We start from the raw sequence: 22,517 nt of genomic DNA, 5'->3' as shown, positions 1-22,517 counted from the left end.
TCGCTGCTGCGGTTCGGGGGCGTGGTCGTTCTGCGTGTGCCGGGGGGTTTGGGTGGGGCGGTGTTGACCCTCCGGTGGCCGGAGGGTGGAAGCTTTGGGCATGACCGCGTTGGTGACCATTGGTGAGTTCTCTCGGCTCACGCATCTCAGCGTCAAGACCTTGCATCACTACCACGAGATCGGGCTGCTTGCGCCGGCTCGGGTCGACCCGTCGTCGGGGTACCGGCGCTACGACACGGCGCAGGTCGATGTCGCGCAGCTGATCCGGCGGCTGCGCGACCTGCAGATGCCGCTCGCCCAGGTGCGCGAAGTCGTCGAGGCGCCCGATGTCGCCGCCCGGGACCAGACCTTGCGTCACCACCTGGACCAGATGGAGCGCGAGCTGGTCCAGACCCGCGAGGTCGTCGCCTCACTCCGGTCGATGCTGACCCTGCCGGTGACCGAGCTGTCCGTCGAGTACCGGTTCATGCCCGCGTTCCGTGCGTACGGCGTACGGGGTCACGTCGAGCGGGCCACGATGGAACCGTGGTTCGGGGCCACGTTCGGCCGGCTCGGCGAACTGGCGGCGAGTCAGAGGATCGCGGCCACCAGCGGAGCGACGTACAGCAATGAATTCTTCACCGAGGATGCCGGTGAGGTGGTTGCGTTCCTCCCGGTCGCGCCCGATCAGGAGCCGGCCGACGGCGTCGAGCTGATCGACCTGCCCGCCGGGTACTTCGCGATCGCGCGTCATGACGGGCCGTTCACCGACTTCGACCGGACGTATGGCGCCCTGGGCAGCCACGTCGCGGAGTACTGCGAGGTCGCCGACGGGCCGATTCGCGAGCTCTATCTGGTCAGTCCGGGCGAGACGAACGACCCGGCCGACTTCCGTACCGAGGTCTGCTGGCCGATCCAGCAGCTTCCAACCCTGAAAGGCTGATCCACCATGCCCATCACCCTCGAACACGTCACCTTCGACTGTGCCGACGCGGCCGCGCTGGCCGGCTTCTGGGCCCAGGTCCTCGAGTCCACCGTCGACGCCGAGGCGAACGAGTTCTTCGCGACCGTGAACAAGGAGGCCGACGGACCGGCGCTGATGTTCATCCAGGTGCCGGAAGAGCGGGCCGGGAAGAACCGGCTGCACATCGACTTCGCCAGCACGGACTGGGCCGCGCAGGTCGACCGCATCGTAGGCCTCGGCGCCAAGCGGGTCGGCGAGTACGACGAGTACGGCGCCCACTGGGTCACGCTGGCCGACCCAGAAGGCAACGTCTTCGACCTCGCCGAGGTGCGCTGACGGTTACGACGGCCGGTACTGGTTGCCGTCGGCAACGGCGCGACCGGTATCGGCCAGTTCGTCGAGGAGGTCCCGCGCTTGGGCGGACGGCCAGCGGAAGGCGCGGGCCAGTTCGGCGGGAGTGGCGGTCAGCATGGTGTCGAGGTATTGCAGGGCTGCTGCGCTGTGATCGGTGCCGTTGCCGACCTCGAACTGTTCACAGGTGAGGGTCAGCAGCGCCGCGGGCCAGCCGTTCGAGCTTTCCTGTACGCCGGCTGTGGTGACCAGCAGATTCTTCTGGAGTTCGCCGATTGCTCGTTGGTAGCGGTTCTTGTCGCCGAGAAGTTGCCGCAGGGTGGCGCTGGACAGCGGCTCGACCGCGAGGGCCGCGGCGATTTCATGGGCCGCTGGTGAGAGGTCAAGGCGTTCGTGGTCGTCCAGGTCACCGTCGCCGGGATAGAGCGCGGCGAGCAGGGCGGGGGACAGGAAGGAACCGCGGCCGCCGAGATACGCGCCGTACCAGGCGAGGCCGCGGCGGGGGAGCTCGTCCTTCCAGGTCCAGACGCGTTGCTCGTTCTCGCCCATGCCGCTGCCGAACGGCTCGTCGTCCTCGTCGGCGACCGCCTCCCACAGTGACGGGGCGATCGGTTTCGGCGCTGGGAAGAGCAGCGCGAAGCCGACGTCGTCGATGAACTTGCCGGCCCGCTCGACCGAGCCGATCCGGCGACCACGGATCCACCAGCGTCGGGCGAGGTCTTCTACAGCAGGCATTTACTGATCGTCCTGTTCCAGGTGGGCTTCAGGTGCAAGCACCTCGAACATCGTTACCACCCAAGGAATATAGACCCGCGCAAGGTCCGTCGTAGGCGGCGCAAAGTGCGGTCGGAGTGTTCTCCCTCCAGGTCCGCCGTCCTCCGTGCCAAAGGCGACCGAGTCAGCGTGCACGTGAAGGAAGTGCCAGGGCGGCTGCTGCCGCGACTGCGGTGAGGGCGATTGTGAGCCAGAAGGCGGTGTTGAAGGATGCGCCTTGTTGCAGGAGCACGGCCAGTACTGCGGTGCCGAGTGAACCGCCGACTTGTTGGAGGATCCGGGTGCCGGTGGTCGCGGCGGCGTACTGCGATCGGGGCAGTGTCGCGTACGTCGCGGTGATGGAGGGCAGCAGCGACATCGATAGTCCGAGACCGCGGATTCCCAGCGCGATCGCGAGCAGCGGTACCGGCGTACGGGCGTCTGCCAAGGCGAAGGGAAGGGAGCCGAGCGTGGTGACCGCGAGCCCCGCCAGCATGATCGCGCGGGTCGCTCCGGTGCGGTCGAGTAGTCGGCCGACGAACAGGGTGCCCATCATCGCGCCAACTCCTTGCGGGGCCAGCAGGAGGCCTGCTTCGAGGGCGGTCGATCCGCGGAGTTGCTGGTAGTACAGCGGAAGTAGCAGCATCGCGCCGAAGAGCGAACCTCCGAAGACGAACACCAGAGCGCCGCACGCGCTGAACGAGCGATCGCGAAACAACCTCAAGTCGAGCAGCGGAAACCGGGCCCGCAGAGCGTGAATTGCATAGCCCGCGAGGAGAACCACGCCGGCGACCAGACCGATCAAGGTCGCCGGCTCGGTCAGACTGCCGCTGGTGCCGAATTCGCTCAGGCCGTAGATCAGTACGCCGAGGCCGGGTGACAGCAGCAGCAGGCCGCGCAGGTCGAGCGGGATCCGCTCACCGGATGGGCCGCCTTCGACGAGCCGGGCGGAGAACGCCAAGGCGGCAAGGGTTATGGGGACGTTGATCAGAAAGGCCCAGCGCCAGTCGAGGGTGCTGATCACCAGACCTCCGAGCACCGGCCCGACCACCGGCGCGAGCTGGGTCGGCAGGATCACGAAGCTCATCAAGCGGCCCATCCGTTCCGGACCTGCTTGCTCCGCCAGGATGATCCGGACGAGCGGGAGCAACAGGCCGCCACCGAGTCCTTGCAGGATCCGGAAGGTGATCAGCGCTCCGGCGGACCAGGCGATCGAGCACAGCAAAGAGCCGGCCAGGAAGGCGGTCAGCGCCACGAACCAGAGCCGGCGGGCGCCGTACCGGGGGACCGCCCAGCTGGTGAGCGGGAGTACTGCGGTGAGGGCGAGAAGGTACCCGGTGGTCACCCATTGGATCGTCGCGAGGGGTGAGGCGAACTCGTCGCCGAGGCGGTCGATCGCGACGCTGACGATTGTCGTGTCCAGCATGGAGGTGATCGATCCGAGGGCGACGACGAGCGCGAGCCGGATCAATCTCGGCTCGAGGCGTGGCGGTGTTGCGGTGATTGACGTGGTCATACCAGCTCCTCAAATTAGACTAGACCGTCTAGTCTGATTTGACGGTAAACAAGACTGGACGGTCTAGTCAACTAAGATGCGGGGTGTGAGTACTCCGGTCCGCGGTCGGTCGACCGCCAAGCGGCAGGCGATCCTGGCCGCGGCGACAGCGACATTCCTCGAGCAGGGCTATGCGCGGGCGAGTGTGGATACGATCGCCGCCGCGGCCGGGGTCGGGAAGCAGACCGTGTACGGGCATTTCGGCGACAAGGAGCACCTGTTCCTCGCGGTCCTCGACGAGGCGCGTTCGGCGCGGGAGGCCGAGGTGGTCACGACGATCACCGATACCGGTGACCCGCTCGCGGATCTCACGGCCGCGGCCGGGCGGATTCTGGACGTCGTTCTGTCGCCCCAGATCGCTGCTCTGCATCGGTTGTCGATCGCCGAGCTTCCGCATCATCCCGAGCTGCAAAGGATGTGGCGCGAGGATGCCAGTCGGCCGGGGAGGGATCAGGCGATCGCGGACTACCTGCGATCCTGCGACGAGCAGGGTCTGCTCGTGGTGCCCGATCCGGCGCTGGCGGCGCGCCAACTCGCAGTACTGGCTGTCAGTGAGGGACGGGTCGCCACGCTCCAGGGCACCGAACACCTCCGCAAGGCGGACCGCCAGCGCATCGCCAGCCAAGCCGCAGACCTGATCGTCCGCGCCCACCGCCCCTGAAGGCGACCTGACCGCGCACGAAGACGCAACTGCGCAGTGCCGTGGTCGAGCGGGCGGGGTGCGGCGGTCGTGCGGAGTGGGGGCGTGAGGGTGGTTTAGTGGTCTGGTCCGGTGTCAGGATGGGGGTGTGGAGTCGTATGTCGAGCGGGCGCCGGTGGGGGCGTTGGCGGGCGTTGTGCGGACGGTGTGGATTCAGCGCACCGGGGCGGCGGCGTATGTGCAGCGGCATTTGCCTACCGGTGGGGTGGAGTTGCATTTTCCGATCGGTGGGCGCCCGCACTTGCTCGGGCCGTTGACCGCGGCGGAGATCGAGGTCATTCCGGCGCACACGACGGTTGTCGGGGTGCGGTTCCAGCCGGGCACTGCGCCGCCGTTGCCGACGGTTCTCGACGATCTCGTGGACCAGCGAATCGGACTGGCGGATCTCTGGCGAGGTACGGCGGACCGTCTCGCGGAGGCGATGGCGCTGGCTGGTACGCCGGAGCGGGCGCTCGCGATCTTGCAGACTCACCTGGTGCAGGCGTTTCGCAGTACGGAGTCCGATCGCTTGGTGCATGCGGCGGTTCAGGCGCTGATGCCGTGGCAGCCGGTGAACATCGACGCGCTGGCCGGCCACCTCGCGCTGTCGACGAGCCAACTGCGTCGCCGGTGCCTGCAGTCGGTCGGGATGACACCGAAAGTGCTGCAGCGGACGCTGCGATTCCAGGGATTCCTCGCGTTGTTCCAGGCCGGTGCCGCCGCGTCCGGCCGGCGCGGAGCCGACGGCACGGCGGGGCTGGCGATCGATGCCGGGTACGCCGATCAGGCTCACCTCAGCCGCGAATGCCTGCGACTGACCGGGCTCACCCCGCGCGAGTTCCTCGGCGCCAACGCCGATCGTTGCAGCTGCGACCACGACCACTCGGCGTCATACCGGAGCTATCTGGCCAGTCGGCCGGTGCCTGAGCTTGCGCGATTTGTTCAAGAACCGGAGGGCCGGAAGCTCGTAGTTTCGGGGGCGTGACAGAGCTCATCGATTTGCCCGACGGCGAACTGTTCGGCCCGGAATCGCCCGGGTACGACGCGGTTCGCCGACCGGTGAACCTGGCGTTCCAGGACCGGCGCCCGAAGTACGTCGTACGGTGCCGTTCGGTCGCCGATGTCGTTGCCACGTTGGCCTTCGCGAGAGCCACCGGGGAGCGCCTCGTACCACGTGGCGGCGGGCATTGTTTCGCGGGCCGCTCGTCGACGGACGGGATCGTGCTCGACCTGTCGGGCCTCGACGGCATCGCGGTGGCTGCGGACGGGACCGCCACGATCGGGGCCGGCGTCCGGCTCGGGCAGCTCTATGCGGCCCTGCATGCGGAGGGCCGAACCCTCCCGGCGGGGTGTGGTCCGACTGTGGGCATCGCGGGGCTCACGCTTGGTGGCGGCATCGGTCTGCTGGGCCGCAAGTACGGGCTGACGTGCGACCACCTCATCGGTGCTCAGGTCGTCCTCGCCGACGGCAGTGTGGTGGACTGCGACGAAGACCACGAACCGGAGCTGTTCTGGGCTCTGCGTGGTGCGGGTGGCGGTCAGTTCGGGGTGGTCACCGTACTGCGGTTCGCCACCGTCCCGGAGCCGATGGCGACCTACCTCGTGGCGCGCCTGCCGATCACAGCGCCTGAGGAACTGTTGTCGGCGTGGCAGCGGTGGGCGCCGGACGCACCGGATGACCTCACGGTCAAGCTGGTCGTCGCATCCGAGCCGGGTCGACCGCTCGAGGCGACGCTGATCGGTGCATCCCTGCTGGCGGAAGGACCGACTCAGGAGCTTCTGCGCGAGTTCGCGGAACCCGCTGCGCTGGAGTTGCGCAGGATGCCGTACAGCCTGCTGAAGGAGGCCTTCGACGATCCGCGGGGACTGCCCGCGATCCGGTTGAGATCGGAGTACTTCTCGCACTCGATCACACCGGAGACTGTCGAGGATCTGCTGACGGCGCTCGACGATGGGCCCGCCGGCACGCGCGACCAGGCGCGGGAGCTGAACTTCCACGCGATGGGCGGCGCCTACGGCCGGATCGCCGAGGACGCCACGGCCTTTGCCCACCGCAACGAACGCTTCCTGCTCGAACATGTCGGCGCGGCCTCCGATCCGTGGGTCGACACTTCCTGGTCGATCGCTCACCGGGATGGGTCCGGACGCGTGTATCCCAACTTCCCCGATCCGGCGCTGGACGACTGGGCCACGGCGTACCACGGGGCCAACTATCCGAGGCTCCAAGCGGTCAAGCATGCCTACGACCCGGATCGGTTCTTCGACTTCCCGCAAGCCATCTGAAGGAGAGCAATGAGCAAGGTCTTGAGTGCTCTGTCCGTCTCGGTCGACGGCTACATCACCGGCCGCGATCCCGGCGAGGGGCGCGGGCTCGGTGACGGATCGATGCTGTTCGACTGGTACTTCGACGGGGACACGCCGAGTCAGGTGTTCGACGGGTTCAAGCTGAGCGAAGCCAGCGCCCGAGTGTTCGACGTCGCGGCCGCGCGGGTCGGTGTGAGCCTCGTCGGTCGCAACACCTACGACGATTCCGGCTGGATCAACGGCGGAACCCCGCATCCGGACGCACCACTGGTCCTACTCACCCATCACCCGTTGCCGGGCGAGCGGGAGCGGCAGACGGTCGTCACGACCGGGATCGAGGACGCTGTGGCGGCGGCTCGTGAGCTTGCCGGTGGCAAGGATGTCGCTCTGATGGGTGGTGGCGTGGTGACGGCGGCGCTGGCCGCGGGGCTCGTTGACGAGCTGATCCTGCATCAGATCCCGATCCTGCTCGGCGCCGGCAGGCCGTACTTCCAATCGCTGCCGGAGCACGTGAAGCTCCGGCTCATCGAGGCCGTACCGGCACCGGGTGTGACGCATCTGCACTACGAGGTGATCCGATGATCCTCGTCACCGGCGGACTGGGCATGATCGGCGCGCACACCGCCCGCGCACTGGTGGACCTTGGCGAGGAGGTGGTCGTCACGACGTACCGGCGTACGGAGGTGCCGTCCTTCCTTGCCGGGAAGGTCGTGGTGGAATCGCTCGATGTGACCGACCGAAACGCGTTCCTTGCCCTCGGCAAGCGATACGAGATCAGCGATATCGTCCACTTGGCCGGCACGATTCCCGGCGAGGATCCGGTCGGCTTCTTCCGGACCGACCTGGCCGGGCTGCTCAACGCGCTGGACGCCGCTCGGAGTTGGGGTGTGCGGAGGTTTGCCGTTGCCAGCAGCATCGGCGTGTACATCGGGCGGAGCGAGATCCCCTGGCAGGAGGAGCTCGACCTGCCGTCGGCGGATCTGCCGCACCTGATCATCGCCTTCAAGAAGGCGGTCGAGCCGATCACCACCCACAGCCTCCGCGGTACCGGTATCGAGCCGGTGCTGCTGCGGATCGGCAGCATCTGGGGACCGCTGATGGATCCCGAATCCGCGTTCAGCCCGCGGCCGCCGTACATCAGCGCCGTCCTTCGCGGCGAGAAACCGCAACCCCTGTACGCCGATGACGGCGGCGACTGCTGCTACGCCCCCGATGCCGGTCGCGCGATCGCCTTGCTGACCACAGCGGAGAGCCTGCGGCACGAGATCTACAACGTCTCCAACGGCCGCCCGTCCACCTACCGCGACTTCGTGGATGCGGTACAACTGGCAGTCCCCGATGCTCAGCTCAACTTGCTGCCAGGCCGGCAGAACGGCCCCGGCGACGATCCGTACCTCGACATCACCCGCCTCACCGAGGAGACCGGCTTCGAGCCTGCCTTCGACACCGCCGCATCCGTTGCCGACTACTTCGCCTGGCGCACCGACAACTCTCGGTGAGTCACGCAGTTCGCGTCGATCGAAGCTCTGCCGTCGTACGATCGAGGCCGGGCTGTGGAGGGGGAAGATCGATGGGTTCCGATGCGGTGTTCGTAGGCTCGATCCCTGAGTTCTACGACCATTACCTGGTGCCGCTGATCTTTGCGACGTACGCCGAGGAGCTTGCCGCCCGGGTCGCGAAGCTCGAGCCGGGCAGCGTGCTGGAGATCGCCGCGGGTACTGGCGTTGCCACCCGCGCCACGGTCCGCGCGCTGCCCGAGGCGGTGGAGGTGGTGGCGACCGATCTGAATCAAGCGATGCTCGATCAGGCCGAGGCCATCGGGACCGCCAGGCCGGTGCACTGGCGGCAGGCAGATGCGCTTGCTCTGCCGTTCGCGGCAGCGAGTTTCGATGTCGTCTGCTGTCAGTTCGGAGCGATGTTCTTCCCGGACAAGGACCGTGCGTTCGCGCAGGCACGGCGCGTCCTCCGTCCGGGCGGAACGTGGCTGTTCAGCGTGTGGGATCGCATCGAGCACAACGAGTTCGCCGACGTCGTCACCACCACGCTCGCCGGCCTCTACCCGGACGATCCGCCACAATTTCTGGCCCGTACCCCACACGGCTACTCCGACCTGGAGACCATCTCGCACCACCTGGCGACGGCGGGCTTCGAGAATCCTCCCCGCTGCGAAACGGTCAGCGCGCGCAGCCGCGCGGCGTCGGCAGAGGCGGTCGCGATCGCCTACTGCCAGGGCACGCCGTTGCGCGCCGAGATCGAAGAACGCCCCGGACCCACCCTCGCCGCGGCAACCGCCGCCTGTACGGAGGCCATCGCCGAACGCTTCGGCCACGGCCCGGTCGACGGAAAGATCCAGGCCCACCTCGTCACCGTCGACCGCTGATCAAGCCGGCCTTCGACTGCATCACCTACCGCACAAGCAATCCCCGTTGAGATTTTCCGCCGTTCGGTACTGTGCAGAAGATGACCACGCTGCAGGTGACGCAGGAGCCGACCGGGGGAGTGGCCGGGTGGGCTATCGAGTTGATGGAGAAGCTGGGCGCGCCGGGCGCCGGCCTCGCGGTGGCGCTGGAGAATCTGTTTCCACCGCTGCCGAGTGAGGTGATCCTGCCGTTGGCCGGGTTCGCCGCCGCGCGGGGTGACCTCGGGCTGGTCAGTGCGATCGTCTTCACCACGCTCGGGTCCGTGATGGGGGCGCTGGCCCTGTACGGCGTGGGCGCGGTGCTCGGGCGGGATCGGACCCGCGGGCTGGCCGCCAGGCTGCCGTTGATGAAGGTCGAGGATGTCGACAAGGCGGAGGCGTGGTTCGGCAGGCACGGGCCGAAGGCGGTGTTCATCGGCAGGCTGGTGCCGGTCGTCCGCAGCCTGATCTCCGTGCCGGCCGGCGTGGAGCGGATGCGCGTGGCGGTATTCCTCGCCCTGACCGCGCTGGGCAGCCTGATCTGGAACACGGCGCTCATCGTCGCGGGGCATCAACTCGGGGAGAAGTGGCATCTGGTCGAGTCGTCGATCGGGGTGTTCCAGTGGGCCGTGGTGGGCGCGGCAGTCCTCGCCGTCGGCTGGTTCGTCACGGTGAAGCTCAAGGCCAGGCGCGCGGCGAAGGCCGACTCCAGCGCCAGGTGAGAGTTCGGCCCGAGCGTGCGACGCCCTGCGCTGAAGCCGGGCGGGTGTTCGGTATCTGAGAAAGTCAAGTGAGCCGCTAGACTTTGGCTAGGCTCGGAGTCTCATCCCCGAACTGCTGGGAGCTGTCCTCGATGCCAACGATCGCTTTCGAGCCGCGGATCGTGCCCGATCCGCCGGTCTGGCCACAATCAGTCGTCACCGTGGTCGGCAACCCCAAACCAGGGTCCCGGACCGCGGCAGCCGCCGCCTCCGTGGCCGAACTGCTGGCCGGCGAGCTCGGTACGCCGTACCGGATCACCGAGTTGGTCGACCTCGTCACGTTCGCACCCGCGATCTTCCAGGGTGAGGCGGCCGCCGAGGCGGACCGGGCCGCGCTGGACGAAGCGATCGACCTGGCGTCTTCGGCGTCGGTGCTGGTGCTCGCAACCCCCGTTTACAAGGGCAGCTACACGGGGCTGCTGAAGAGCTTTCTCGATGTTCTGCCGCATCAGGCGCTCGCCGGCTCGGTCGTCGTACCGGTGACGGTCTCGGCCGCGCCAAGCCACAAGTTGCTCGCCGACATCCACTTGCGACCCGTCCTCGCCGAGCTAGGTGCCAGTGTGCCGGCGCCCGCGGTGGCGTTGGAAGAACGCGACCTGGAAGACCTCCAGCTCGCGGTCTCCGCCTGGGTTCGCAAGCATGCCGGGTTGATTCAGGCCACGACGATCGCCCTGCAGCCGGTTCCGGAGCCGAACCCGGTCAAATGATGAGGACCTGCTCCACCCGAGGTGGAGCAGGTCCTCGGTGGCGTGCGGCGGAGGTTCCACCGCAGGCCACCAGCCGCCTGCGTGGGGATGGTCAGTCGGCGCGAGCGGCTGCTTCGGCCGGGCGGGTGCGCAGCGTGGCGACCGCCGGAAGGAGGATCGAGCTGAACGTGAGCGTCGCGGCGACCCCGATGATGACCAGGTAGATCCACAGCGGTCCACTCGGTATAGCCGAGGTGGAAACCGTTGCGCTGAAGGGAATCAGCGTGGCCAGCGCCACCAGCGTCCCGAGGATGATGCCGGCCAGGGCCACCAGGAAGCTCTCGGTGGTGAGCATCCGGAGTACCTGGCCGCGGGTGGAGCCGGTGAGTCGCTGCAGGCCCAGCTCGCGGCGACGGCGGACAGTTGCCGAGGCCAACGTGTTCACGATCGAGACGGCGGTGTAGGCGATCAGCATGCCGACCAGCAGGTAATTCACCCAGGCCTGCGTCTTGAGATCCGCGCTGTTCCCGGCGATCAGGGCGTCCCGATCGGAGACCTGTACGCCGGGATGCCGTGCCGCGAGCGCTTGCAGCGGACCGTTGATGTCGGCACCCGTCTTGGCACGGACCAAGAGCTGCTTGGCCAGCCGATCCGTCGTGTGCGTGGCCAGCAGGTCGGCCGGCAGCACGATGCTCTCGTAGCCGCGGTCGGCCGCGAAGGTCGCCACGACCCGAAGGTCCACGTGCGCCCCATCGCCCAGGGTCATCTTGATCGTCGATCCGACACCACGCCCGATCTTCGAGGCGACGTAGTCGGGCAGCGCGACCGTCGAACCGGCCAGCCCTTCCAGCGATCCCGAGGTGACCTTCACCGGCGCGGCACCATCGTTGCCCTGGGCACTGATTCCTCGCAGCGGTGCACCGTCCTCGTCGAACGGAGCGTTCCGCGGCTCGTCGATGACCCCAAGGCTGGTCACGTACGCCGATGCGCTCGCCACCCCCGGCAACTTTCGGACCTCCCCGAGCAGCGCGGGATCGAGTCCACCCGCAGTGGAGACCAGGACCGCGTCCGCTCGCAGTTCCTTCGTGAACGCCTTCTCGGCCGCGTGCACCTGCGTGGTCTGCATGTAGATGTTCGACGTGGAGATTCCGACCGCCAGCATCACCGGCATCACCGCGGCCGACATCGCCACCGATCGCGCGGTGACATTGAGGATCGCGAGCCGCCCGTTCACCCGGCTCACGGCGTACAGGGGCCAGCGGAGGACCGCGAGCACCGCCTTGGTCCAGAACGGGCCGAGCAACGCGATCCCGATCGCCCAGCAGAGTACGGCCGGCCCGGCGGTCGCACCGGCGAGTGGGCCGGTCATCACCGCCATCGTGACGATCACCAGTGCCAGACCGCCGCCGGTGAACAGCAGCCCGAACACGAGTCGTACCCAGCCGAACCACTTGCGCTGCAAGCCCGCTTCGAGCAACGCCTCGACCGGCCGGATCTTCGCGGACTTGCGAGCGGCGATCAGGGCGGCGCCGATGGCAGCCAGTACCGCGGCGCCCGCGCCGGCTGCGAACGGGATCAGCCCCTGGCGGTACTCGACGGCCGCCGAAGCCACTCCGTTCGCCGCCAGCCGGTCGAACAGGAACCGGCCGAGCCACAACCCCGGCACCGCCCCGACCACCACGGCCGGCAGCGACACCAGCATCGCCTCGCCGAGAATCATCCGCCGGACCTGGCCGGGCGTCGTACCGATGCCGCGCAGCAGAGCGAATTCGCGCTCCCGCTGCTGCGCCGACAACGCCAGCGTGGAGGCGACCACGAACATCATCGTCATCGCCGCGATCCCGCCGAACGAGCCGGCGATCGAGATCAGCGCGGTCTGGAACGTCGCGGCGTCCGGATGCTCCGCCGACCCGCGATCCACACCAGCAAGGACTTTCACCTCGCCAACGTCCCCGAGCTTCTTCTTCACCGCCTTCAGGTCGGTGCCTGGGGCAACCAGTACGCCGATCGCCGCGTAGCTGCCGGATCGCCCGGACAGCCGCGACGCCTCGTCGCTGGAGAAGAACGTGTGCCCAGCAGGCCCTTCCGCGATACCCCGTACGACGAACGAGGTCGGCCGGCCTTGGGCGAGCAAGGTGACCTTGCTGCCCACCTTGGCGTGCACGGCAGCGGCGGTCGAAGCGTCCAGAACGACCTCGTCGGCGCGGACGGGAGCAGTACCGGACTGCAGCTTGTACGGCGCCAGGCGGGCCGATGACCAGTTGTGGCCCTGTCCGTCGGCACCCGCTGCCAGGAGGGGAGCCGGGAAGGTGAACGAGCCGATCGCATCCTTGACTCCGGCCACCGACCGGATCTTGGGCAGTAGCGAGGCATCGAGGTCGACCTGCTCGGTCAGCGGAGTGGCGTCTTCGGCGCCCGGCCGGAGATGAGTTTGCTTGCCGGTGACAACCAAGTCGGCGGCGGCCAGGCGCTGCGGCGGCACGTTGGACCGGATGCCGGTCTCCAGCAGTCCACCGCAGGCCATCACGATCGCGGTACCGAAGACGACGGCGATGAAGGTCGCGATGAAGCCGTTCTTGCGGAATCTGAGGGTGCGTACGGCGAGGCGCATCATCGGACGACCGCCCGCAACCTCGCGGCAGCCCGGGCGCCGAGGTGGGTCAACCGGTCCGCGACCTGCTCGGCCGTCGGTGCGACCAGGCTGCCCGCGAGCATCCCGTCGGCGAGGAAGACCACCTGGTCGGCGTACGAGGCGGCGACCGGGTCGTGCGTCACCATCACGACGGTCTGGCCCTGAGTGCGGACCGGTTCGCGGAGGAGTTCGAGGACGTCCGCGGCGGTCTGGGTGTCCAGGGCACCGGTCGGCTCATCGGCGAAGATCACCGCGGGCCGGGCGACCAGTGCCCGGGCGATCGCGACGCGTTGCTGCTGGCCACCGGACAGTTCGCCGGGACGGTTCTTGTGCTTGTCGCCGAGGCCGACCCGGTCCAGTACTTCGCGGACCTGATCGCGGTTGGTGCGGCGGCCGTCGAGTTCCTGCGGCAGCGTGACGTTCTGCCAGACGGTCAACGCCGGCAACAGGTTGAAGGACTGGAAGACGAAGCCGATCCGCTCCCGGCGGAGTTCGGTCAGCTGGCGCTCGTTCAGATCGGCGAGCGGCTGGTCGTCGATGACGACGGTGCCCGACGTCGGCCGGTCGAGGCCGGCCGCGCAGTGCAGGAAGGTGCTCTTACCGGACCCGGACGGGCCCATCACCGCGGTGAACGTCCCGCGGCCAAAGCTGATGCTCACGCCGCCTAGGGCGACGACGGTGTTACCGCCCTTGCCGTAGATCCGGCGAACGTCTTGCAGAACGACCGAATCATCGGTCCTGATGGTCTCTTGCTTGCGCCTCATGGCTACCCCTCGCGTACATCCCGACTGACGAGACCGACGCTACGGAGCTGCGCCGGCGCTCCCCAGGGAGCTGAGTAGCCGATCGGGGTAGGCCTAGCACCCCTATCGCGCAGCCGGAGGACGTCTAGGACAGGGCATCCCTTCGCGCCGGCGAGGACGTCTGTGACAGGCCGCCCCTATTCGCGCAGGCGAGGACGTCTATGACAGGGCATCGAGCTCTCGCAGCAGGTGACGCCGGACGAGGCGCGACCTCTTCTCGTCCTCCGGGCCGTCGTAGCCTCTGGGGGCCGCCTCGATCAGCATGATCAGGTAGAGGTACACGCGGTAGAGCGAGAGCAGTTCTCGGTCAACGGGCGCGCCGTACCCCTCGAGTAGGTCGTCGTCCAGCGCGCTGAACAACGTGAGCGAGACGAACTCGGCCGTCGGGTCGCCCCAGAACGCCCGCTCGCCGTCGATCAGTCCCGTGATCCGGCCGTCCTCGACGAGGATGTTGCCGTCCCACAGATCGAAGTGGATCAGCGAGGCGGTCCGTACGGCGAGGAGCCTTTCCTTGCGAGCAAGAACCAAGGCACGGATCTGCTCGGCGGGGTAGGGGAGTTCGACGTCGAAATGGGCGGCGTCATGGAGGATGTCGTCGATCATCGCCAGGAACGCCTTGTCCCAGCTGTCGGCGAGTCCCTTCTGCGGATAGCCGAATGCGGTGTGGGTGATCTTGTGCAGCTCGGCGACCAGGGAGCCGAGTTCGCGGCGAAGGCGGGGACGGTCGAGCGATTCGGTCAGCGAGAACCACGTCGTACCGGGTAGTGCGGTCATCAGCAGGAAGTCGTCGCCGGCGTGCACGACCTCCGGCACGGGCAGCTTGCCGCGGGCGGCCCGATAGAACTCGGTCTCGGTTCGAATCAAGCCTTGTTCATAGGAAAGAACCGGCGCCTCGGGATCGGGCGACAGCTTCAACATCAGGTCGCCGGCCGGCCGCACGATCCGGTAGACGGTGTTGAACGTCCCCTCGCTCAGTTCCTCGTACGCCGTGACGCCGGTGACCGGGTCGATCCCGGCTTCGACCAGGAGCTTGTCCAGCCCGGCGTTGTCGAGTTGCCGCTTGTTGCTCATCTGAGTCCTTTGCTGCGCAGGGGGTCTCCGCTCTCCACACGACCGGGTGGCGAGCGGCCGGCTTCGGTTTGCACTTCGTCGCGCTGCGACTGCTCCCGCTCTGCCTGGCCCGGTAGGGATTCACTTCAGCAGGGCGCTGAGGCCGATGCTGAAACTGCGCGGGGAGACATCGCCGAGCAGCAGGCGTTGGAGGAGGAAGCCGGGAATCAGGGCGAAGAGCACCTGGCCGATGTATTCGGGGTCGGTATCGGCGTCGATGGTTCCGTCGGCTTGGCCGCGCTCGGCGACGGCGACGAACTTGCGGCGGAGCAGGGTGTACTTCTCCCGTGCGATGCCGGCGATCGCGTCGTTGTGCATCGCCTCGGCCCACGCCTGCAGGGCGACTCTGGTGACGTCGCCGCCGGGTTGCTCGGCGATCTGGACGACGTGTTCGAGGGTCGCTTCGAGTGCGGCCACCGGAGTGAGCGGCTGGTCGGTCGCGAGGATGCCCTCGAAGAGTTTGTCGACGGTGCTGAGCGCCTGGTCGGCGATGGCGGCGACCAACTCGTCCTTGCTCTTGAAGTAGCCGTAGACGGCGCCCGCCGACAAGCCGGACTCGCGGATGACGTCGGCCATCGTCGTCTTGTGGAACCCCTGCTCGATCGCGCAGCGGCGGGCCGCGGCGACGATCTGGTCGTGCCGGGCGGCGCGGTGTTCGACGGTGACCTTCGGCATGTTCGGAACTTAAAACGAATGTCCGTTCTTGACAAGGCGGCAGGCCGTGTCTGTAATAAAGAACGAACATTCGGTTTGAGAGAGGGAGTCTGGAAATGTCTGCCGATCGCCCCGCCGTAAAGGCCGTCACCGGCGAGCCACGGCACGTCGCCGAGCACTCCACCCACGCGGAGCCCACCCACGCCGAGCGGTCGCTCGGTGAGCAGTCGGGTGCGGAGGAGCGGCGGCGGCCGCCGGTTGTGGTTGTGGTCACGCTGCTCACGGCTGTGCTGACCGTGCTGCTGATTGCGTTCGCCTGGCCGGCGGCGCGGTCCGAGCCGCGCGACCTTCCGTTGGCCGTGGCAGGTCCGGACGCCGCGGTTGCCCAGGTGCGTGCCGGCCTGGAGAAGGCCCGTCCGGGCGGCTTCGACATCAAGGCGGTGGCCGATCGCAGCGCTGCTGTCCGGTCGATCGAGGATCGGGACGTGTACGGCGCGATCGTTCTCGACCCGCAGAATCCTGAGGTGCTGACGGCATCCGCAGGCAGCCCCGCAGTGGCGCAGATCCTGACCCAACTGTCGGCCGGCCTGGCCGCGAAGAACGGCGAGGCCGCACCGAAGGTGACCGACATCGTCCCGCTGCCCACGGACGACCCGCGCGGAGCCGGTCTCGCTGCGGGGGCACTGCCGCTGGTGCTGGGTGGGATCATCGGCGCCGGCGCCTTGGTTCAACTCGTGAAAAAAGAGCGGAACCGGGTGCCCGCCGCCATCGCGTTTGCGATCACCGGCGCGCTGGCGCTGGCTGCGGTGCTCCAGTTCTGGCTCGGCTCACTCGAAGGCAACTACTTCGCCAATGCAAGCGTGATCGCCCTGTCGATCGCAGCGATCAGTCTGACCCTGCTGGGTCTCGAGTGGCTGCTCGGTGTCGCCGGACTGGCCCTCGGCGGAGCCACCATGATGCTGCTCGGTAACCCGTTGTCCGGTCTCACTAGCGCACCTGAGATGCTCCCGACCGGCTGGGGCACGCTCGGACAGTTCCTGCCGCCAGGAGCCGCCGGTACGGCGTTGCGCTCGGTGAGCTTCTTCGACGGGGCCGGCTCGGCGCGGCCGTTCGTAGTACTCGGGTGCTGGTTGGTGCTCGGTCTGGTGCTGTGTGCGCTGGGCGCTGCCCGCGACCGCAGCCGCCGACCCGCAGTACATGGGCGGCACGAGGCGTCGGTCGTCACGGTCTGAGCGTAGGGTCGCGAACCCGTTCATGAGCCGTTGACAACGCGGTGACCGGATCGTTACGAACCGGTCGCCGCGCAGTCGCGTTCTTGCGGGGACAACGTTGTCTACAAACCATTGACTTCACTGGTCCGCGCCTCCTACGGTCACGGGAAAGCCCGACGGGTTTGAGCGGTGATACCGGGATGACAACGATTGCCCGAAGGTGGACGTGATGGTGATGAAGAACGGTTTCAAGCGGGCGGGTGTACTCGCCGTCGGCGCACTCCTGCTGGGCGTCTCCGCCTGCAGCCAGGGGTCGACTACCAAGACGCCCGAAGCGGGCGGTCAGAGCTCCGGTCCGGCGAACATCAAGATCGCCTACCAGCAGTGGGGCCCGGGCACGGTGATGAAGAACTTCCTCACCGGCGCCAAGACGGAGTACGAGGCGGCCAACCCCGGCTCGAAGGTCGAGATCGTCCCGGTCGTGGCCAGCGAGAACGACTACTACACGAAGATCCAGCTGATGATGCGCTCGCCCAACACGGCGCCGGACATCGTCTACGAGGACACCTTCCTGATCAACTCCGACATCACCGCGGGCTACCTGCGGCCGCTGGACGACTACATCAAGAACTGGTCGGACTGGAACCAGTTCGAGGAGACCGCCAAGGGCGCCGCGAAGGGCCAGGACGGCAAGGTGTACGGCGTACCGGACGGCACGGACACCCGCGCGCTCTGGTACAACAAGCAGCTCTTCGCCAAGGCCGGCCTGCCGGCGAACTGGCAGCCGAAGACCTGGGACGACGTGCTGAACACCGCCCGCACCATCAAGTCCAAGGTGCCCGGCGTGATCCCGCTGAACGTCTACTCGGGCAAGCCGATGGGTGAGGCGTCGGCCATGCAGGGCTTCGAGATGCTGCTCTACGGCACCAAGGACACGCTCTACAACTACGACCAGAAGAAGTGGGTCGTCGGCAGCCAGGGCTTCAAGGACTCGCTGAACTTCATCAAGACCGTCTTCACCGAGGGCCTGGCCCCGCAGCCGAAGCAGTCGCTCGACCCGAACTGGGGCAACAAGGTCGGTAGCGACCTGCTGCCGAACTCCAAGCTGGCGATCGCGCTCGACGGCTCCTGGCTCTACAACAACTGGCTGAAGACCGGCGCTAAGCCGTGGCCGCAGTGGTCCGACGTGCTCGGCCAGACCGCGATGCCGACCCAGGACGGCAGCGGGAAGGGCAAGGTCAGCCTCTCCGGTGGCTGGACCTGGGCGATTCCGGCCAAGTCGAAGTCGCCGGATGCCGCCTGGAAGTTCATCCAGTCGCTGCAGACCCAGAAGAACGCGACCAAGTACGCCACCGACGGTGCGCAGATCGCGGTCCGCAAGGACGTCGCGGCCGACGCGGGGTACAAGTCGTCGTCGAAGAGCACCCAGTTCTTCACCGACCTGGTCTCGGTCACCGTCTACCGGCCCGCGCTGCCGGAGTACCCGAAGGTCTCCAACGAGATCATCACCGCGATGGAAGCCGTGATGACCGGGCAGTCGACGCCGGAGAAGGCGGCCAAGAACTACGACGAAGCGGTCGAGGGCATCGTCGGCAAGGACAAGACCACGACCTCCAGCAACTGAGCAGAGCCGCTACCCCCTCGAAAGGGACCTCTCAGTGACGACATCTGCTTCCGCAGTACCCGTTCCGGCCGGTCGTAAGGCCGACCGGAACGGGCGCCCGCGCGGCGCCAACTTCCTGAAGATGATGCCGTTGGCACCGGCCATCGGGTTGATGCTGGTCTTCCTGGCCGGCCCGATCCTGTACTGCGTCTACGCTGCGTTCACCAACATGGCGCTGACCGGCACCGGTGCGGCCAACGTGAAGTTCGTCGGCCTCGACAACTTCCGCAAGGCCTTCGGCAGTTCGGCGTTCACCAACTCGATCTGGCTCACCCTGGTCTTCACGCTGATCTCGGCGATCATCGGCCAGAACACCCTCGGACTCGGGCTCGCCCTGCTGATGCGGCGCTCGACGAAGTTCGTGCGGAACTTCGTCGGTACCGCGGTGATCGGTGCCTGGGTGCTGCCCGAGATCGTCGCGGCGTACCTGCTGAGCGCGTTCTTCAACGACGACGGCACACTCAACGTGATCCTGCACAAGGTCGGTCTGCCCGGCCAGGACTGGTTGTACGCGGCACCGATCGTCGCGGTGTCGATCGCGAACATCTGGCGCGGTACGGCGTTCTCGATGCTGGTCTACTCGGCCGCGCTCAGCGAGGTACCGAAGGAGATCGAGGAGTCGGCCGAGATGGACGGCGCGGGCGGCTGGCGCCGGCTGGTGTTCGTGACGGTGCCGATGATCTCGCGCGCGATTATGACCAACCTGATGCTGATCACGCTGCAGACGCTGAGCGTGTTCGGCCTGATCTACGCGATGACCCGGGGCGGACCCGGGACCAAGAGCCAGACCCTTCCCCTGTACATGTACGAGCAGGCGTTCAGCTTCTCGCAGATCGGCTACGGCACCGCGATCGCCTTGGTGATGCTGGCCATCGGCGCGATCTTCTCGCTGATCTACCTACGTGGACTGAACTCGGAGGCCGCATGATCGCCCGCGACCGGATCAGCAAGCTCACCGCCAACCTGATCCTGCTTGCCCTCGGCATCCTTTTCGTGCTGCCGTTGCTCTGGGTCTTGTTCGCCTCGGTCAACCGGACGGCCGGCCTGCGGGTCGAGTTGCCGACCAGCCCGACCTTCGCGAACTTCAAGGCGGTGCTGAACGTCACCACGACGTACCGGCCGGTTCTGAACGGGCTGATCCTGTGCGGCGGGGCGGCGTTGCTGACGATGGTGTGCGCGGTGCTGGCCGCTTATCCATTGTCGCGGTTCAAGACCAAGTTCAACCGGCCGTTCCTGCTGACCGTGTTGTTCTGCACGGGGTTGCCGATCACCGCGGTGATGGTGCCGGTTTACGGCTTGTTCGTTCAGCTGAACCTGGTGGACACCCTCGGCGGGACGATCATGTTCATGGCGACCTCCTCGCTGCCGTTCGCGATCTGGCTGACGAAGACGTTCATGGACGGCGTACCGATCTCGCTGGAGGAAGCGGCGTGGGTTGACGGCGCGAGCAACATGAAGGCGCTCCGCCGGATCGTCCTGCCGCTGATGTGGCCGGGGATCGCGGTCGTGCTGATCTTCACCTTCATCGGCATGTGGGGAAACTTCTTCGTTCCGTTCATGCTGCTGCTGTCACCTGAGCGCCTGCCGGCCTCGGTCAGCATCTTCACCTTCTTCGGCCAGTACGGCGAGCCGAACTACGGCCAACTCGCGGCGTACTCGCTCATCTACACGACTCCGGTTCTGCTGCTCTACCTGCTGCTGAGCCGCAAACTGGGCGGCGCTTTCGCGCTGGGCGGGGCGATCAAGGGCTAGTCCTGCGTACTTCGTGTGCCGCGCCGGTTCTTCGGAGCCGGCGCGGTTCGCGGGTGGGGCGGATTTGACCCTGACGTTGCGTGAGGGCTCAGGGTGAGGGGTATGGCTGATCACTTTCCTGCTTTTGAATTAAGCCCTGTTCCAGTGCCGGCGGTCGATGCGGTGGCGCCTGAGGTGCATCGCGGCATCTACGGGATGCCGATGTTCGTGACGCTGCCGACGGCGGATCTCGGGGCTTCCGTGGACTTCTGGATGCGTGGGCTGGGGTTCATCGATCTCTTCACGATTCCGGGGCGGATGACGCACCTTCGGCGGTGGGCGTTCCAGGACGTGCTGGTGGTGCCGGGTGAGCAGGTGTCCGTGGCACCCGCGGCGAGCGTCAGTTTCGCGTGCGTGCTGAGCCAGCTCGACGAGATCGCGGCGGCTTGTGAGGAGTTGGCCCCGGGCTGCACGACAGGGCCGCGGCCGACGCCTTGGAACACGGTGGATCTGGAGGTCATCACTCCTGAGAACACCCGGGTCGTATTGACGGCCGCCCGACCGCTCGACCCCGACAGCGCAGAGGCGAAGAACCTCGCAGCCGTCGGCATCGAGACCCCTCGAAGCTGAGCCCGACAAGCACGCTGCCGGGAAGGTGGGCACCACGTTCGGGTTGAGGGGCGGTGGGCGAAGCGGGGAGGCCTGGCGGGTGCGCCGGGGACGTGCGGGAGGACTGGCGGGTGTGCCGGGGACGTGCGGGAGGACTGGCGGGTGTGCCGGGGACGTGCGGGAGGACTGGCGGGTGCGCCGGGGACGTACGGGAGGACTGGCGGGTGTGCCGGGGACGTGCGGGAGGACTGGCGGGTGTGCCGGGGACGTGCGGGAGGACTGGCGGGTGTGCCGGGGACGTGCGGGGTGGCTGGCGGGGCGGCGTACGGGGAGGCGCGGGGCGGCGTACGGGGAGGCGCGGGGTGGGTGGCTGGCAGACTGGGTGGCGTGGCGGATGGGATCGAGGCGGGGCCGGCTGGTGGGTTGACGGTGGGGGCGGTGGCTTCGCTGGTCGGGGTGACTGTGCGGACGTTGCACCACTGGGATGCGACGGGGCTTGTCAGCCCGTCCGAGCGGACCGCGGGCGGCTATCGGCTCTACTCGGCAGGCGACATCGCCCGCATCCACAGAGTGCTGATCTATCGCGAACTCGGCCTGCCTCTCGACGGTATCGCCGACCTCCTCGACGCCCCAGCGACCGAACCGTTGCTCGAGCAGCGCGACCAACTGGTCGAACGCATTACCCGCCTGCAGAAGATGGTTGAAGCCGTCGACCGGCTGATCGAAGCCAAGCAGGCCGGTCTCCTCCTGACCGCCGAGGAACAAATCGCCATCTTCGGCAACGACTGGCAGCCCTCCTGGGTCACCGGCGCCCGCGACCGCTGGGGCGAGACGGATCAGTGGGCGCAGTACGCCGAACGTTCGGCGGGGATGACCGCCGACGACTGGAAGCAGGTGGCGGCGAGCATCTCGGCTCTCGACGAAGACCTCGCCGCCGCGAAGCGCGCCGGAGTCGTTGCCGGCAGCATCGAAGGCAATGAGCTCGCCGAACGGCACCGAGCTTCGGTCGGCGCGTTCTTCGACTGCACGCACTCCATGCACGTGTGCCTTGGTCGCAAGTACGTGGCCGACGCTGGATTCACCGCGCACTACGACGCTTTCGAACCGGGCCTCACCCTGTGGTTGCGCGATCTGATCAACGCCAATGCCGTTGCCAACGGCATCGACCCGGACACCGCCACCTGGGCGTGACGTTCACGCCCTGTCTGAGGAAGCGTCTGGCTCAGGTGGTGCTGGCCGCCAGCAGGACGAAGACCAGAATCGCGCCGCCGATCAGGAACAGGGCCAGGAAGATCGTGCCGATGATGCCGGTGATCTGACCGCCGACCGCCATACCGCGATTGTTGTAGATGCCAGGGTTGGCGTCGATCTCGCGGAGCGCCTGGTTCGCCTTCCACCACGCGAACGGTGAGGCGATCAGAACGAAGGTGCACAGACCGATGAGCCCGAGAACCAGAGCGACGGTTGCATTGGAGTTGTCGCGCAGTACTCCGTACGCCGGTTGCTGGTCGGGGTAGCCGGGCTGGAGCGGGTAGCGAGTCGGCTGAGGATCCGGGTTGGGCGTACCGGAGTACCGGGGGTCGTCCTGCGGGCGCTCGTACGACATCGGGTCTCCTCTGCTCGGGCCAAGGGAGGCCTGGGCAATGATGATCTCAGGTCGAGGGCGCACGCCGA

General features: G+C 67.4%; 23 protein-coding genes. 16 read left to right on the top strand and 7 right to left on the bottom strand.

What is annotated here, in order from left to right:
- Positions 1-100 precede the first annotated feature (100 nt).
- Positions 101-922 (top strand): MerR family transcriptional regulator, encoded by an 822-nt coding sequence (locus DIZ26_RS20350; RefSeq protein ID WP_112243802.1) that lies wholly within the window; start codon positions 101-103, stop codon positions 920-922.
- 6 nt (positions 923-928) lie between these two features.
- On the top strand, positions 929-1,279 hold the full coding sequence (locus DIZ26_RS20345) for a VOC family protein (protein WP_112243800.1): 351 nt from the start codon (positions 929-931) through the stop codon (positions 1,277-1,279).
- Positions 1,280-1,282: 3 nt separating this feature from the next.
- Here DIZ26_RS20345 and DIZ26_RS20340 read toward each other — a convergent pair whose 3' ends face one another.
- Together DIZ26_RS20340 and DIZ26_RS20335 are read right to left on the bottom strand one after the other, a co-directional pair.
- Entirely contained in the window at positions 1,283-2,029 is a 747-nt protein-coding gene (locus tag DIZ26_RS20340) for an AlkZ-related protein (RefSeq protein ID WP_112243798.1), read from the bottom strand.
- Positions 2,030-2,192: 163 nt separating this feature from the next.
- On the bottom strand, positions 2,193-3,563 hold the full coding sequence (locus tag DIZ26_RS20335) for a DHA2 family efflux MFS transporter permease subunit (RefSeq protein ID WP_112243797.1): 1,371 nt from the start codon (positions 3,561-3,563) through the stop codon (positions 2,193-2,195).
- Between the two features lie 85 nt (positions 3,564-3,648).
- On the opposite strand from DIZ26_RS20335, the gene DIZ26_RS20330 reads away from it, so the two are divergent.
- The 8 genes from DIZ26_RS20330 (at position 3,649) to DIZ26_RS20295 (ending at position 10,451) form a co-directional block, all read left to right on the top strand.
- A complete protein-coding gene (locus DIZ26_RS20330) occupies positions 3,649-4,263 on the top strand; it encodes a TetR/AcrR family transcriptional regulator (protein ID WP_198676186.1) in 615 nt (204 codons plus the stop codon).
- Positions 4,264-4,390: 127 nt separating this feature from the next.
- Positions 4,391-5,266: a helix-turn-helix domain-containing protein gene (locus tag DIZ26_RS20325; RefSeq protein WP_112243792.1), complete on the top strand. Its 876-nt coding sequence runs from the start codon at positions 4,391-4,393 to the stop codon at positions 5,264-5,266.
- Positions 5,263-6,564, top strand: coding sequence for an FAD-binding oxidoreductase (locus DIZ26_RS20320; protein ID WP_232828477.1), 1,302 nt, complete (start codon positions 5,263-5,265; stop codon positions 6,562-6,564). The genes DIZ26_RS20325 and DIZ26_RS20320 overlap by 4 nt, the downstream gene beginning before the upstream one ends.
- Before the next feature lie 9 nt (positions 6,565-6,573).
- Positions 6,574-7,167, top strand: a complete 594-nt coding sequence (locus DIZ26_RS20315; protein WP_112243789.1) for a dihydrofolate reductase family protein — start codon at positions 6,574-6,576, stop codon at positions 7,165-7,167.
- A complete protein-coding gene (locus tag DIZ26_RS20310; protein WP_112243787.1) occupies positions 7,164-8,084 on the top strand; it encodes an NAD-dependent epimerase/dehydratase family protein in 921 nt (306 codons plus the stop codon). Before DIZ26_RS20315 ends, DIZ26_RS20310 begins: the two co-directional genes overlap by 4 nt.
- A gap of 71 nt (positions 8,085-8,155) precedes the next feature.
- A complete protein-coding gene (locus DIZ26_RS20305; RefSeq protein ID WP_112243785.1) occupies positions 8,156-8,965 on the top strand; it encodes a class I SAM-dependent methyltransferase in 810 nt (269 codons plus the stop codon).
- An 80-nt stretch (positions 8,966-9,045) separates the two neighbouring features.
- Entirely contained in the window at positions 9,046-9,705 is a 660-nt protein-coding gene (locus tag DIZ26_RS20300) for a DedA family protein (protein WP_112244465.1), read from the top strand.
- Positions 9,706-9,836: 131 nt separating this feature from the next.
- Entirely contained in the window at positions 9,837-10,451 is a 615-nt protein-coding gene (locus DIZ26_RS20295; protein WP_112243783.1) for an NADPH-dependent FMN reductase, read from the top strand.
- A 91-nt stretch (positions 10,452-10,542) separates the two neighbouring features.
- Here the strand turns inward: DIZ26_RS20295 and DIZ26_RS20290 are convergent, their stop codons facing one another.
- The 4 genes from DIZ26_RS20290 to DIZ26_RS20275 form a co-directional block, all read right to left on the bottom strand.
- Positions 10,543-13,044, bottom strand: coding sequence for an ABC transporter permease (locus DIZ26_RS20290; RefSeq protein ID WP_232828476.1), 2,502 nt, complete (start codon positions 13,042-13,044; stop codon positions 10,543-10,545).
- On the bottom strand, positions 13,041-13,826 hold the full coding sequence (locus DIZ26_RS20285) for an ABC transporter ATP-binding protein (RefSeq protein ID WP_112243779.1): 786 nt from the start codon (positions 13,824-13,826) through the stop codon (positions 13,041-13,043). The genes DIZ26_RS20290 and DIZ26_RS20285 overlap by 4 nt, the downstream gene beginning before the upstream one ends.
- Positions 13,827-14,024: 198 nt before the next feature.
- Positions 14,025-14,936, bottom strand: coding sequence for a phosphotransferase family protein (locus tag DIZ26_RS20280; RefSeq protein ID WP_198676185.1), 912 nt, complete (start codon positions 14,934-14,936; stop codon positions 14,025-14,027).
- A 120-nt stretch (positions 14,937-15,056) separates the two neighbouring features.
- On the bottom strand, positions 15,057-15,650 hold the full coding sequence (locus DIZ26_RS20275) for a TetR/AcrR family transcriptional regulator (protein WP_112243777.1): 594 nt from the start codon (positions 15,648-15,650) through the stop codon (positions 15,057-15,059).
- Positions 15,651-15,745: 95 nt separating this feature from the next.
- Between DIZ26_RS20275 and DIZ26_RS20270 the strand changes: the two genes are divergently transcribed.
- From DIZ26_RS20270 to DIZ26_RS20245, 6 genes are all read left to right on the top strand, one after another.
- Positions 15,746-16,861 carry an ABC transporter permease gene (locus DIZ26_RS20270; RefSeq protein ID WP_232828475.1) on the top strand — a complete coding sequence of 372 codons (1,116 nt, stop codon included), beginning with the start codon at positions 15,746-15,748 and terminating at the stop codon, positions 16,859-16,861.
- 208 nt (positions 16,862-17,069) lie between these two features.
- Complete coding sequence (locus DIZ26_RS20265) at positions 17,070-18,464, top strand: extracellular solute-binding protein (RefSeq protein ID WP_198676184.1); 1,395 nt, start codon at positions 17,070-17,072, stop codon at positions 18,462-18,464.
- A 34-nt stretch (positions 18,465-18,498) separates the two neighbouring features.
- Complete coding sequence (locus tag DIZ26_RS20260; RefSeq protein ID WP_112243775.1) at positions 18,499-19,431, top strand: carbohydrate ABC transporter permease; 933 nt, start codon at positions 18,499-18,501, stop codon at positions 19,429-19,431.
- A complete protein-coding gene (locus DIZ26_RS20255; RefSeq protein WP_112243773.1) occupies positions 19,428-20,255 on the top strand; it encodes a carbohydrate ABC transporter permease in 828 nt (275 codons plus the stop codon). Before DIZ26_RS20260 ends, DIZ26_RS20255 begins: the two co-directional genes overlap by 4 nt.
- A 102-nt stretch (positions 20,256-20,357) precedes the next feature.
- Entirely contained in the window at positions 20,358-20,864 is a 507-nt protein-coding gene (locus DIZ26_RS20250; protein ID WP_112243771.1) for a VOC family protein, read from the top strand.
- 366 nt (positions 20,865-21,230) lie between these two features.
- A complete protein-coding gene (locus tag DIZ26_RS20245) occupies positions 21,231-22,034 on the top strand; it encodes a MerR family transcriptional regulator (RefSeq protein ID WP_232828474.1) in 804 nt (267 codons plus the stop codon).
- A 31-nt stretch (positions 22,035-22,065) separates the two neighbouring features.
- Here the strand turns inward: DIZ26_RS20245 and DIZ26_RS20240 are convergent, their stop codons facing one another.
- On the bottom strand, positions 22,066-22,449 hold the full coding sequence (locus tag DIZ26_RS20240) for a DUF4190 domain-containing protein (protein ID WP_112243767.1): 384 nt from the start codon (positions 22,447-22,449) through the stop codon (positions 22,066-22,068).
- Between the last annotated feature and the right edge of the window lie 68 nt (positions 22,450-22,517).

Source organism: Kribbella monticola, from assembly GCF_003261635.1.
Lineage (GTDB): Bacteria > Actinomycetota > Actinomycetes > Propionibacteriales > Kribbellaceae > Kribbella > Kribbella monticola.
The sequence above is the reverse complement of the archived record's forward strand: the minus strand, read 5'-3'. Positions and strand labels throughout refer to the sequence as shown.